We start from the raw sequence: 13891 nt of genomic DNA on the forward strand, positions 1-13891 counted from the left end.
TTTTGGCAGACAAGGAGAGATGCGTGAGGCGATTGCCGGGGATTTTACTGCTCACTGGAGCCGCGCTCGTCGTCATCGCAGCGCTACTGGTCAGTGGCCTGCGCCTTGCGTTGCCGCATCTCGATAGCTGGCGGCCTGCGATCCTCAGTAAAATTGAGTCGGCCACCGGTATGACCGTTTCTGCCAGCCAGCTCACCGCCAACTGGCAGAATTTTGGCCCCACCCTTGAAGCCCGCGATATCCACACTCAGCTTAGCGACGGCGGAGAATTCTCGGTCAAACGCGTCACGCTGGCGCTGGATGTCTGGCAAAGCTTGCTGCACATGCGCTGGCAGTTTCGCGACCTCACCTTCTGGCAACTGCATTTACGCACTAATACGCCTATCCAGCGCAGCAACAATGACGATGGAGTCGAACCCGGCCGCGTTAGCGATCTGTTTTTACGCCAGTTCGATCACTTCGATCTCCGCGACAGCCAAATCAGTTTCTTGACCCTCTCTGGTCAGCGTGCAGAACTGGCGATCCCGCAGCTTACCTGGCTGAACGGAAAAAACAGACACCGCGCCGAAGGCCAGGTCAGCCTCTCCAGCCTGACCGGGCAGCACGGTATCATGCAGGTACGGATGGATCTGCGTGATGATGAAGGGCTGCTGAACAATGGCCGGGTCTGGCTACAGGCCGATGACATCGACGTCAAACCGTGGCTGGGGAAATGGATGCAGGATAACGTCGCGCTGCAAACGGCACGCTTTAGCCTGGAAGGGTGGATGACGCTCAGCAAAGGCGAAATTTCCAGTGGCGATGTCTGGCTGAAGAAAGGCGGGGCAAGCTGGAAAGGTGACAACAACACGCACACGCTGTCCGTTGATAACCTGACCGCGCATATTAGCCGCGAGCAGCCCGGCTGGGTGTTCGCGATCCCGGATACGCGCATTACGATGGATAACAAGCCCTGGCCGAGTGGCGCGCTCACCCTGGCCTGGATCCCCGAGCAGGAAGTGGGGGGCGAGAATAACAAACGCAGCGATGAGCTGCGCATTCGAGCCAGTAACCTCGAGCTGGCTGGCCTGGAAGGACTTCGCCCCATGGCGGCAAAGCTCTCTTCGGCGTTAGGTGACATCTGGCGGGCCACGCAGCCGAGCGGCAAGATAGATACGCTGGCGCTGGATATCCCATTACAGGCGACAGAAAAAACGCGCTTCCAGTCCTCGTGGACCGATCTGGCCTGGAAGCAGTGGAAGCTGTTACCGGGCGCCGAGCATTTCTCCGGTACGCTTGCCGGTAGCGTAGAAAATGGTGCGCTCACCGTTTCGATGAAGCAGGCGAAAATGCCGTATGAAACCGTCTTCCGCGCGCCGCTGGAAATCGAAGACGGGGTGGCGACGCTAAGTTGGCTGAAGAATGACAAAGGTTTTCAGCTGGATGGGCGAAATATTGATGTTAAAGCGAAAGCCGTCCATGCGCGCGGCGGCTTTCGCTATCTGCAGCCGACAGGTGATGAGCCGTGGCTGGGCATTCTGGCGGGTATCAGCACCGACGACGGTTCTCAGGCCTGGCGTTATTTCCCGGAAAACCTGATGGGTAAAGACCTGGTCGACTACCTGAGCGGTGCGATTCAGGGCGGTGAGGCGGATAACGCCACGTTGGTGTACGGCGGCAACCCGCGCCTGTTCCCGTATCCACATAACGAAGGTCAGTTTCAGGTACTGGTGCCGCTGCGCAATGCTAAGTTTGCTTTCCAGCCTGACTGGCCAGCGCTTACCAATCTCAACATTGAGCTGAACTTCATGAATAACGGTCTGTGGATGAAGACCGACGGCGTCAATTTAGGTGGGGTGAGAGCCAGCAACCTGACAGCTGATATTCCCGACTACGCGAAAGAAAAGCTGCTGATTGATGCCGACATTAATGGTCCGGGCAAGGCAGTTGGACCGTATTTTGATGAGACGCCGTTGAAGGATTCACTGGGCGCCACGCTGGAGCAGCTCCAGATTGACGGCGATGTGAATGCTCGCTTACATCTGGATATCCCCTTTGATGGCTCGCTGGTGACGGCCAAAGGTGATGTTAACCTGCGTAATAACAGCCTGTTTATTAAGCCACTCGACAGTACATTAAAGAACCTGAACGGCAAATTTAGCTTTATCAACGGCTCACTTCAAAGCGAGCCGATGACGGCCAACTGGTTTAATCAGCCGCTGAACGTCGACTTTTCCACCACCGAGGGTGCTAAAGCCTATCAGGTTGCGGTAAACCTGAACGGGGACTGGCAGCCAACCCGCATGGGTATCCTGCCAACGCAGGTGAACGAGGCCTTAGGCGGCAGCGTAGCGTGGAATGGCAAAGTGGGTATCGATCTTCCGTACCATGCCGGGGCGACCTACAGCATTGAGCTTAAAGGTGACCTGAAGAATGTAAGCAGTCACTTACCTGCGCCGCTGAATAAAGCGGCCGGCGAGTCTCTGCCATTGAACGTGAAGGCCGACGGCAACCTGCGCAGCTTCGATTTGACGGGCAACGCGGGGCCTAAAAATCACTTTAACAGCCACTGGCTGTTGAATCAGAAACTGACCCTTGATCGTGCTATTTGGGCTTCTGAAAGCCGCACTGTGCCTGACCTGCCCGAGCAGCAAGGTATTGAGCTCAATTTGCCGCCAATGGATGGTGCGCAATGGTTGGCACTGTTTAACAAAGGCGCGGCGGACAGCGTGGGCACCAATGCGGACTTCCCGCAGCGTATAACGGTGCGCACGCCGTCGCTATCGTTGGGCGGTCAGCAGTGGAATAATCTCAGTATTGTATCTGAGCGTTCACTGAACGGCAGTAAAGTGCAGGCGCAGGGGCGTGAGATCAACGCGACGTTGGCGATGCGCAATAACGCACCGTGGCTGGCAAACGTGAAGTATCTCTATTACAACCCGAGCGCCGCGAAACCCGCACCGAACGCCACTCCGGCCTCACCGTTTTCCGCGATCAATAACGTCAGCTTCCGTGGCTGGCCTGACGTTCAACTGCGCTGCGAAGAGTGCTGGATGTGGGGGCAGAAATACGGGCGCATCGATGCTGACGTCGCGATTAAGGGTGATACGTTGACCCTGGATAACGGACTGCTGGATACGGGCTTTGCCAGACTGACCCTCGACGGTGAATGGGTTAACGCGCCGGGTAATGTGCGTACGTCGCTTAAAGGAAAACTGAACGGTAATAAAATTGATTCTGCGGCCGGTTTCTTTGGTGTATCGACCCCGATCCGCAACTCCTCATTCAACGTCGAGTACGATTTGCACTGGCGTAACCCGCCCTGGGATCCGGATGAAGCGTCGCTGAATGGTATTTTGCGGACCCGTCTGGGCAAAGGTGAGATTACTGAACTCAGCACCGGGCATGCGGGGCAGTTGCTGCGCCTACTGAGCTTTGATGCGTTGCTGCGTAAACTGCGTTTCGATTTTAGCGATACGTTTAACGAAGGCTTTTATTTTGACTCCATTCGCAGTACGGCGTGGATAAAAGATGGCGTGATGCATACCGACGATACGCTGGTGGATGGTCTGGAAGCCGATATCGCCATGAAAGGCTCGGTCAATCTGGTGCGCCGTGAGCTGAATATGGAAGCCGTGGTCGCGCCGGAAATTTCTGCCACCGTGGGGGTTGCCGCCGCATTTGCCGTTAACCCGATTGTCGGCGCGGCGGTGTTTGCCGCCAGTAAAGTTCTGGGGCCGCTGTGGAGCAAAGTCTCGATTCTGCGCTATCGCATTACTGGTCCGGTCGATAAACCGCAGATTAACGAAGTTCTGCGCCAGCCGCGTAAAGAAAGCCAGCAATGATTTGACGGGGGCGAGTAATTGCCCCAATCTCAGTAAATATGATCTTCTTACCGCTGTTTTACGGCGGCAACTAATGAGTAGCAAAACGATGAGTCTGAACCTGGTAAGTGAACAATTGCTAGCGGCGAATGGCCTGAAACATCAGGACCTGTTTGCCATTCTGGGCCAACTGGCCGAACGCCGTCTTGATTACGGCGATCTCTATTTTCAGTCGAGCTATCACGAATCCTGGGTTTTAGAAGACCGCATCATTAAAGATGGTTCTTACAATATCGATCAGGGCGTTGGTGTACGTGCCATCAGCGGCGAAAAAACCGGGTTTGCCTATGCGGACCAGATAAGTCTGCTGGCGCTGGAGCAAAGTGCTCTTGCTGCCCGTACTATTGTGCGCGACAACGGTGATGGCAAAGTGAAAACGCTGGGTGCAGTAGAGCATCAGGCGCTTTATACCTCACTTGATCCGTTGCAGAGCATGAGCCGTGAAGAGAAGCTGGATATTCTGCGTCGCGTTGATAAGGTCGCGCGTGCCGCCGACAAACGTGTGCAGGAAGTGACCGCTAGCTTGACCGGCGTTTATGAGCTGATTCTGGTTGCGGCGACTGACGGTACGTTGGCGGCTGATGTTCGTCCTCTGGTGCGCCTGTCCGTTAGCGTGCAGGTTGAAGATGACGGTAAGCGTGAACGTGGCGCTAGCGGCGGTGGTGGTCGTTTTGGCTATGACTATTTCCTCGCCTCCCTTGACGGCGAAGTCCGTGCCGATGCATGGGCGAAAGAAGCCGTGCGCATGGCGCTGGTGAATCTCTCCGCGGTAGCCGCGCCAGCAGGCGCACTGCCGGTCGTGCTGGGTGCAGGCTGGCCGGGCGTGCTGCTGCACGAAGCGGTCGGTCATGGCCTTGAAGGTGACTTCAATCGTCGTGGGACATCAGTCTTTAGCGGCCACATGGGTGAGCTGGTGGCATCTGAGCTGTGCACCATCGTGGATGACGGCACGATGGCGGATCGCCGTGGTTCAGTGGCTATTGATGATGAAGGTACGCCAGGCCAGTACAATGTCCTGATTGAAAACGGTATTCTGAAAGGCTATATGCAGGACAAGCTGAACGCGCGTCTGATGGGTGTAGCGCCGACCGGTAACGGACGTCGTGAATCTTACGCTCATTTGCCAATGCCGCGCATGACCAATACCTATATGCTGCCGGGTAAATCTACGCCGCAGGAAATTATTGAGTCCGTTGAATACGGTATTTATGCTCCGAACTTCGGCGGCGGTCAGGTGGACATCACGTCCGGGAAGTTTGTGTTCTCAACGTCTGAAGCGTATCTGATTGAAAACGGTAAAGTGACCAAGCCGGTGAAAGGTGCGACGCTGATCGGCTCCGGCATCGAAGCGATGCAGCAGGTTTCGATGGTGGGTAATGACCTTAAACTGGATAACGGCGTCGGCGTTTGCGGTAAAGAAGGGCAGAGTCTGCCAGTGGGCGTGGGTCAGCCGACGTTGAAGGTAGATAGCCTTACCGTAGGCGGTACCGCGTAACTGTACATGCCGGATGGCAACGCTTCGCGTTTTATCCGGCCTACATATCTGCACCGACCGTAGGCCCGGTAAGCGAAGCGCCACCGGGCATTTTTATTTATCTTTACCCCTGCCGTACATCCCCTGAAACAACTGCGCCACATCGACAAAATAATCTGTGAGAGAGTTAATCACGACCTGCACCTTGAGCGGCAGCTTGTCTTTTTCCGTATACAGCGCGTAAACCGGACGCGGATCTGACTGGTAGCGGGGCAGCAGGATCTCCAATTCACCACGATTGATCTCATTGATCACCCACATCAGTGGGACATAGGCAATCCCCGCGCCTGCGGCCAGCCAACGCACCAGCGTCATGGGATCGTTGGTTACGAAGCGTCCCTGCGGGATCAGTCGGGTTGAAATCCCTTCCGGGGCAATAAGCTCAAATTCATTATCTGGACGCACGCTGTATTCCAGCCATGAATGGTTGCTGAGATCGGCGGGTTTTTCCGGGATGCCAAACTGGGCGAGATAGCTTTTAGCGGCACAGACCACCATTGGCATCGTCCCCAGACGACGTGAAAAAAGACTGGAGTCCTGGAGAGCGCCCACACGGATAACCACGTCCAGACCGTCAGCAATTAAGTCCGGGGCCGGGATGCCGGTGACCAGATTGACCGCCAGTCCGGGGTACTCTTTCAGCATTTTCGCGGTCAGTCCGGCGAGGACATTTTGTGCCATGGTTGAAGAACAGCCGATCCGCAGTGTACCGATCGGCGTGTTGTTAAACGCATAGAGCTGCTCATGAACGTCCTGCACTTCGTGCAGCATGCGACGGCAGCCCTGATAATAAATTTTTCCGGCCTCGGTCAACCCAATGCTGCGTGTACTGCGGTTTAGCAGCTTAACCTGCAGTTCATCTTCCAGTTTTGATACCGTCTGGCTTATTGATGAAACGCTCATTTGCAGTTGTCTGGCAGCGGCGGTGAAGGAGCCAAACTCGACGACTTTGGCGAACACCGACATACGTTTTAATCGTTCCATTGTTCACTCTGGCTTAAAAGTGATTTAGATCACATAATATAGATAACAGCATAACAGTTACGTTAATATATTATTATTCAAATAACAGCTATGTCGCTCTCGCCTGGCTCATCCTTGCCCTTCTCTGCGGTGACATACGCTCAATAAACGATCGCCTGCACTCTCTTAAGCTACCAAGGTCAACATGAGTCTGTTTCCCGTTATCGTGGTGTTTGGTCTTTCCTTCCCACCGATTTTTTTCGAGTTACTTTTGTCACTGGCGATTTTCTGGCTGGTGCGCCGGGTGCTGGTTCCAACTGGCATCTATGATTTTGTCTGGCATCCGGCCCTGTTTAACACCGCGCTGTATTGCTGTCTGTTCTATCTAATAACGCGCCTGTTCGTTTGAGGTTGAAGTGAAAACACTAACAAGAAAACTCTCCCGTACGGCCATGACTCTCGTACTGGTCATTCTGGCTTTTATCGCTATTTTCCGCGCATGGGTCTATTACACCGAGTCGCCGTGGACGCGTGATGCGCGTTTTAGTGCTGAGGTTGTTGCTATCGCCCCGGACGTCGCGGGCCTGATTACTCACGTTAACGTGCATGATAACCAGCTGGTGAAAAAGGATCAGGTCCTGTTCACCATCGACCAACCGCGCTATAAAAAAGCCCTCGAACAAGCCGAAGCGGACGTCGCCTATTATCAGGTCCTGGCGCAGGAAAAACGCCAGGAAGCGGGGCGTCGTAACCGTCTTGGCGTTCAGGCCATGTCCCGCGAAGAGATTGACCAGTCGAATAACGTGCTGCAAACCGTATTACATCAGCTGGCGAAGGCGCAGGCGACCCGCGATCTGGCAAAACTCGATCTTGAACGTACGGTTATCCGTGCGCCAGCCGACGGCTGGGTGACGAACCTTAACGTCTATTCCGGTGAGTTTATTACCCGTGGTTCGACGGCGGTGGCGCTGGTCAAACAGCACTCTTTCTACGTGCTGGCGTATATGGAAGAGACCAAGCTGGAAGGTGTGCGTCCGGGTTACCGCGCTGAAATTACGCCGCTTGGCAGCAACAAGGTTTTGAAAGGTACCGTTGATAGCGTGGCGGCGGGCGTGACGAATGCCAGCAGTACGCAGGATGCGAAAGGCATGGCGACCATTGACTCCAACCTTGAATGGGTGCGACTGGCTCAGCGTGTGCCAGTGCGCGTCCGTCTTGATGACCAGCAGGGAACGCTGTGGCCAGCCGGGACCACGGCGACGGTGGTCATTACCGGGAAGCAGGATCGCGATGCCAGCCAGGAGTCCTTCTTCCGTAAAATGGCGCACCGTCTGCGCGAGTTTGGTTAATTGCGATGGGCATTTTCTCCATTGCCAATCAGCATATCCGCTTTGCGTTAAAACTGGCATGCGCCATTGTGCTGGCGCTGTTCGTTGGCTTTCATTTTCAGCTTGAGACCCCGCGCTGGGCGGTGTTGACCGCAGCGATTGTGGCAGCAGGCCCCGCTTTTGCGGCGGGCGGAGAACCTTATTCGGGTGCGATCCGCTATCGTGGGATGCTGCGTATTATCGGGACGTTTATCGGCTGTATTGCGGCACTGGTAATTATCATCAGCATGATCCGTGCGCCGCTGCTGATGATCCTCGTGTGCTGTGTCTGGGCCGGTTTTTGTACCTGGATCTCTTCGCTGGTGAAGATCGAGAACTCCTATGCCTGGGGGCTTTCGGGTTATACGGCGCTGATTATCGTCATTACTATCCAGGCTGAGCCTCTGCTGACACCGCAATTTGCCCTCGAGCGCTGCAGCGAGATTGTGATCGGTATTGTCTGCGCAATTGTTGCTGATCTGCTCTTTTCTCCCCGCTCGGTGAAACAAGAAATTGACGTTGAACTGGACAGCCTTCTGGTGGCGCAGTATCGGCTTATGCAACTGTGTATTAAGCATGGTGACAGTGAAGAAGTGGACAAAGCCTGGGGCGATTTAGTTCGTCGGACTGCGGCGCTGGAAGGCATGCGCAGTGACCTGAATATGGAGTCCTCACGCTGGGGGCGCGCCAACCGCAGGCTCAAAGCGCTGAATACGCTGTCACTGACGTTGATTACCCAATCCTGTGAAACCTATCTTATCCAGAACACGCGTCCGGAACTGATTACGGATACCTTCCGTGAGCTGTTCGATACGCCGGTGGAAACCGTGCAGGATGTGCATAAACAACTGAAGCGCATGCGCCGGGTGATGGTCTGGACCGGCGAGCGCGAAACGCCGGTGACCCTTTATAGTTGGGCCAGTGCGGCAACCCGTTACCTGCTGCTGAAACGTGGGGTGGTTAGCAACACGAAAATCAGCGCTACGGAAGAAGAGATCCTGCAGGGTGAGCCGGTGGTGAAAGTGGAATCCGCCGAACGCCACCATGCGATGGTCAACTTCTGGCGCACCACGCTGTCCTGCGTGCTGGGCACCTTGTTCTGGCTGTGGACTGGCTGGACGTCAGGTAGCGGCGCAATGGTGATGATTGCGGTGGTGACCTCACTGGCGATGCGTTTACCCAACCCGCGGATGGTGGCAATCGACTTTATTTACGGCACGCTGGCGGCGTTACCGCTGGGTGCGCTCTACTTTCTGGTTATCATCCCCAATACGCAGCAAAGTATGTTGTTACTGTGCCTGAGCCTGGCAGTGCTGGGGTTCTTTCTGGGCATCGAGGTTCAGAAGCGACGTCTGGGCTCAATGGGCGCGCTGGCCAGTACCATTAACATCATCGTGCTGGATAACCCGATGACCTTCCACTTTAGTCAGTTCCTCGACAGTGCGCTTGGGCAGATTGTCGGATGCGTGTTGGCGTTTCTGGTGATCTTACTGGTGCGTGATAACTCGCGTGACAGAACCGGTCGTGTGCTGCTTAATCAGTTCGTGTCGGCGGCGGTTTCAGCGATGACCACCAATGTGGTTCGCCGCAAAGAAAACCATCTCCCGGCGCTTTACCAGCAGCTCTTTTTGCTGATGAACAAATTCCCCGGTGACCTGGCGAAGTTTCGTCTGGCGCTGACGATGATCATCGCACACCAGCGTCTGCGCGATGCACCAGTACCGGTAAATGAGGATTTATCCGCCTTTCACCGTCAGCTGCGACGTACTGCCGATCACATCATATCCGCAGGGAACGACGACAAACGCCGACGCTACTTTAGCCAATTGCTGGAGGAGCTGGATGTCTATCAGGAGAAGTTAACCCTCTGGCAAGCGCCGCCTCAGGTGACGGAGCCGGTGAAGCGACTCACCGGTATGCTCCACAAATACCAGCATGCACTGACCAGCAGTTAAGACTGATAAACCGACGCCAGAAGCGTCGGTTTTTTTATGGCTATACTTACCTGATGTGTGGGAATCCCTGCATAGAGAGAGCCTGTAGAGCGACTGGCGTTGGGATGGTAGCTATAGATGAACATCTATACATTTGATTTTGACGAGATTGAAGAACAGGGTGATTTCTACCGCGAGTTTACGCGGGCATTCGGCCTTGCTCGGGAAAAGGTAAGCGATCTCGATTCGCTGTGGGAGGTGGTGATGGGCGACGTTCTACCTCTGCCGCTGGAGATTGAGTTTGTCCATTTACCGGACAAACAACGCCGACGCTACGGAGCGCTGATTTTGCTGTTTGATGAAGCAGAAGAAGAGCTGGAAGGGCAATTACGCTTTAACGTCCGTCATTCAATGTAAGGCATAAAAAAGCCCCCGACAGGCGGGGGCAAGTCGTCTCGGACCAGACGACGAGGGTTTATTTGTACAGTTCAGCGGTTGCGTGCCAATGCGCGCCTTCACGCAGTTCGGTCACGCGGTAGCTGCTGGCGCCTGCTTTTTCAGCTTTGGCGACGATTTCCTGACGCATATCCATCGGTGAGCTGCCAATCTGAGAAACAGAGATGGTACCCATGGATTGCAAATTCTGTGCTTCTTGTGTGTTCACCTGATTAACCGCCGCACTGGCGCCAAAAGAGAGAACGGAAAGAAGGCTTAAGGTTGCAACAGTCGTTTTGATTTTCATGATATTTACCTCGTCGAATTCTTTTATTGGGGTCTTCGTTTCGTGACCCTCATCACAAAATCAAGTATACACTAATCACTCGATAAATTAATACCACGCTAATGGTTTCTGCTGTAATTAAGTGTTAAGAAATGTGGTTTTAATAACTTATTGGAATTAAAAACGCATAATTGAACTCATTATTTTAAAAAATACAGTAAATTCATGGTGATAGTTAATTTCGCAATTTGTGCGTTTATAATTCGAGGTATTCACTGTGTGAATGTTTTTGGGTAGTGAAACGCACTATTTGTTAAATGGCAGGCAGAGGAAAAGAGTGGTCAGGAGTCAGAAAGAAAGGTTTTTCCCCGCCACGTGATGCGACGGGGAGGGGATCACAGTTCTTGTTCGAACAGTTCCAGAATAGCTTCGTACAGATCTTTTACCGAGAACCCCATCGCCGGAGTGGTGAAGATAGTATCGTCGCCCGCAATAGTGCCGAGGATACCTTCTGCTTTACCCAGTGAATCCAGCATACGTGCGATCAACTGTGCGGCGCCTGGGCTGGTATGAATGACCACCACGGCATCGTTGTAATCAATGTCCAGCACCAGATTTTTCAGTGGGCTGGAGGTTGTCGGTACCCCCAACTCTGCCGGAAGGCAGTACACCATTTCCATTTTGGCATTGCGGGTACGCACGGCGCCAAACTTGGTCAGCATGCGTGAAACCTTGGACTGGTTGATATTATCAAAGCCCTGATCCTGCAATGCGAGGACGATTTCGCCCTGAGAGCTGAATTTCTCTTCCTTGAGAAGCGCTTTAAACGCCTTTACTAATTCTTCTTGTTTTGCCGAGCTTCGCATAAGTCACCCGTAATATGGCGGTAGAAACAACATTATTGTGCATACAGATGAATTTTTATGCAAACGGTCTGCCTCATTCAAGGCTGAAATAATGTTATGAAAGAGCGGAATTTTATCAAATTTCGTTATCAAGAAACATGCCTATGTCACGGCATGCAAATAAGCTTAAAAGTAAATCAATTGTTATCAAATTGATGTTGTTTTGGGAGGGCAGTTAGGTATATTGTCAGCACCTGTTGGAAAGTTGCTCTACTGTGCGAGTCGTATTGAATTACGTAACTTAGCTTTTAATTTACGTAAGTTAAATGCATAAAAGCCAAATTTGCGCAACTACGCATTCTTGACGCGTGGTTGTTGTGTTCATCGGATTTGTGAATTATGGTCGCCGCCGCGGAGCAACAGACACTTTGCTTATCAATATAATAAGGAGTTTAGGATGAAAGTTGCAGTCCTCGGCGCTGCTGGTGGAATCGGTCAGGCGCTAGCATTACTGTTAAAAACCCAACTGCCTTCAGGTTCAGAACTCTCCCTGTACGACATCGCTCCAGTAACGCCTGGTGTGGCCGTTGATTTGAGCCATATCCCTACTGCTGTGAAAATCAAAGGTTTCAGCGGCGAAGATGCGACCCCGGCACTGGAAGGTGCTGACGTAGTACTGATCTCAGCAGGCGTCGCGCGTAAACCGGGTATGGACCGTTCCGACCTGTTTAACGTCAACGCAGGTATCGTGAAGAATCTGGTTCAGCAGGTTGCGACCACCTGCCCGAAAGCATGCATCGGTATCATCACTAACCCGGTGAACACCACCGTTGCAATCGCTGCAGAAGTGCTGAAAAAAGCAGGCGTTTACGACAAGAACAAACTGTTTGGCGTGACCACGCTGGACATCATCCGCTCCAACACCTTTGTGGCGGAACTGAAAGGCAAGCAGCCGACCGACGTTGAAGTTCCGGTTATCGGCGGACACTCTGGCGTGACTATTCTGCCACTGCTGTCACAGATCCCTGGCGTAAGCTTCACCGAGCAAGAAGCTGCTGAGCTGACCAAACGTATCCAGAATGCGGGTACTGAAGTCGTCGAGGCTAAAGCCGGTGGCGGTTCCGCAACCCTGTCTATGGGCCAGGCCGCAGCACGTTTCGGTCTGTCGCTGGTTCGCGCACTGAACGGCGAAAAAGGCGTGGTGGAATGTGCATACGTTGAAGGTGACGGCCAGTACGCTCGCTTCTTCTCTCAGCCGCTGCTGCTGGGCAAAAACGGCGTAGAAGAGCGTCAGTCTATCGGCAAACTGAGCGCGTTTGAACAGAGCTCGCTGGAAGGCATGCTGGACACGCTGAAGAAAGATATCACCCTGGGCGAAGAGTTCGTTAAGTAACGCGACAAGGGGCCGGATGCAAATACCTTATCCGGCCTACGGTCAGCGTGTATTTGTAGGCCTGATAAGCGTAGCGCCATCAGGCATTACGTGCTAAGTCCCTACGATATCGCCTAATAAAAACCGGAGCTAATTCAAATTGCTCCGGTTTTTTATGGTAAGTGGGAGACGTGATGTTAATTGGTGGCCGGGTATTCCTGAATGGTGACCTGCAGCGTTAACTGTTTATCATCACGCATCACGACGACGGAGATCACTGAGCCTGGGCGAATTTCCGCTACCTGATCCATGGTCTCCAGCGCAGAGACGGCCGGTTTATTATTGACCGAGATAATCAGATCGTTAACCTGAATGCCTGCTTGTGCCGCCGGGCCATCCGGGGAGACTTCGTTAACCACAATCCCCTGAATTTGATCCATTCCGCCGCCCTGCGCGTGCAGTGGCGCAATCTCGCGACCGCTAATCCCGATATACCCGCGAATGACGCGACCATCACGAATCAGCTTATCCATAATCTTGGTTGCTAACTGGAACGGAATAGCAAAGCCGATCCCTTCCGGCGTTTCGCCATCGTTGCTCTTATCAAACGACAGGGTGTTAATGCCCATCAGCTCACCCAGCGAGTTGACCAGCGCACCGCCGGAGTTGCCGTGGTTGATAGAGGCGTCTGTTTGCAGAAAGTTTTGCCGTCCCGTGGGGTTCAGGCCAATACGACCGGTGGCGCTGATGATCCCCTGAGTAATGGTTTGCCCGAGGTTGTACGGGTTCCCGATAGCAAGAACGACGTCGCCAATGTGCGGTATCCGTTTGTTGTTGATAGGGATTGTGGGCAGCCCACCAGAGGCGTTGATTTTCAGCACCGCCAGGTCAGTCAGGGTATCGGAGCCGACCAGCAGCGCTTCAAACACGCGTCCATCCTGCAGAGCGACGATGATTTGGTCGGCATCATTAATCACGTGTTTGTTGGTGATGATATAGCCGCGCTGATCCATGATAACGCCGGAGCCGAGCGTGCGGATCTCGAGCTGGTTGTGCGTCGTGCTGTTCATACTGCGGTTATACACGTTAACAACGGCGGGGGCGGCACGGCGAACCGCCGGGTTATAGCTGGCAGGCGTTTCATCAGCACTGTCAAACTGGGGTGCTGTAAGCGTATTAATTTTGCGCAGAGAGGGCATCGCGGCCAGCAGAATGGCGCCGACGATTAAACCAATCGCGACCGAACGTAAAAGCTTCACAAACATGATAGCGGCGTCATTAAAAAGGGGAAC

At 53.6% G+C, this 13891-nt stretch carries 11 protein-coding genes; 7 read left to right on the plus strand and 4 right to left on the minus strand.

Going from position 1 to position 13891, the window contains the following annotated elements:
• Positions 1-23: 23 nt before the first annotated feature.
• Positions 24-3824 (plus strand): AsmA2 domain-containing protein YhdP, encoded by a 3801-nt coding sequence (gene yhdP, locus IB214_RS02240; protein WP_117342752.1) that lies wholly within the window; start codon positions 24-26, stop codon positions 3822-3824.
• Between the two features lie 88 nt (positions 3825-3912).
• On the plus strand, positions 3913-5358 hold the full coding sequence (gene tldD, locus IB214_RS02245; protein ID WP_096759323.1) for a metalloprotease TldD: 1446 nt from the start codon (positions 3913-3915) through the stop codon (positions 5356-5358).
• Positions 5359-5451: 93 nt separating this feature from the next.
• Here the strand turns inward: tldD and aaeR are convergent, their stop codons facing one another.
• Positions 5452-6381, minus strand: a complete 930-nt coding sequence (gene aaeR, locus IB214_RS02250) for an HTH-type transcriptional activator AaeR (RefSeq protein ID WP_117342751.1) — start codon at positions 6379-6381, stop codon at positions 5452-5454.
• Between the two features lie 184 nt (positions 6382-6565).
• Here aaeR and aaeX point away from each other — a divergent pair, with 184 nt between their 5' ends.
• From aaeX to IB214_RS02270, 4 genes are all read left to right on the plus strand, one after another.
• Entirely contained in the window at positions 6566-6769 is a 204-nt protein-coding gene (aaeX, locus tag IB214_RS02255; RefSeq protein WP_003025177.1) for a p-hydroxybenzoic acid efflux pump operon protein AaeX, read from the plus strand.
• 7 nt (positions 6770-6776) lie between these two features.
• On the plus strand, positions 6777-7709 hold the full coding sequence (aaeA, locus tag IB214_RS02260; protein WP_096755473.1) for a p-hydroxybenzoic acid efflux pump subunit AaeA: 933 nt from the start codon (positions 6777-6779) through the stop codon (positions 7707-7709).
• Between the two features lie 5 nt (positions 7710-7714).
• A complete protein-coding gene (gene aaeB, locus IB214_RS02265; protein WP_117342750.1) occupies positions 7715-9682 on the plus strand; it encodes a p-hydroxybenzoic acid efflux pump subunit AaeB in 1968 nt (655 codons plus the stop codon).
• A 117-nt stretch (positions 9683-9799) separates the two neighbouring features.
• Entirely contained in the window at positions 9800-10078 is a 279-nt protein-coding gene (locus IB214_RS02270) for a hypothetical protein (protein ID WP_096755475.1), read from the plus strand.
• Between the two features lie 58 nt (positions 10079-10136).
• Here IB214_RS02270 and yhcN-B read toward each other — a convergent pair whose 3' ends face one another.
• On the minus strand, positions 10137-10403 hold the full coding sequence (gene yhcN-B / locus IB214_RS02275; protein ID WP_096755476.1) for a DUF1471 family stress response protein YhcN-B: 267 nt from the start codon (positions 10401-10403) through the stop codon (positions 10137-10139).
• A gap of 374 nt (positions 10404-10777) precedes the next feature.
• Positions 10778-11248: a transcriptional regulator ArgR gene (argR, locus tag IB214_RS02280; RefSeq protein ID WP_115257360.1), complete on the minus strand. Its 471-nt coding sequence runs from the start codon at positions 11246-11248 to the stop codon at positions 10778-10780.
• A gap of 436 nt (positions 11249-11684) precedes the next feature.
• Here argR and mdh point away from each other — a divergent pair, with 436 nt between their 5' ends.
• Positions 11685-12620: a malate dehydrogenase gene (gene mdh, locus IB214_RS02285; protein WP_115257361.1), complete on the plus strand. Its 936-nt coding sequence runs from the start codon at positions 11685-11687 to the stop codon at positions 12618-12620.
• Positions 12621-12796: 176 nt separating this feature from the next.
• On the opposite strand, the gene degS is transcribed toward mdh, so the two are convergent.
• The gene (degS, locus tag IB214_RS02290; protein ID WP_115257362.1) at positions 12797-13864 is read right to left on the minus strand and encodes an outer membrane-stress sensor serine endopeptidase DegS; all 1068 of its coding nucleotides are present in this window, start codon (positions 13862-13864) and stop codon (positions 12797-12799) included.
• Positions 13865-13891 lie beyond the last annotated feature (27 nt).

Origin of the sequence: Citrobacter sp. C1, from assembly GCF_014596895.2 — a bacterium.
Taxonomy (GTDB): domain Bacteria; phylum Pseudomonadota; class Gammaproteobacteria; order Enterobacterales; family Enterobacteriaceae; genus Citrobacter; species Citrobacter gillenii.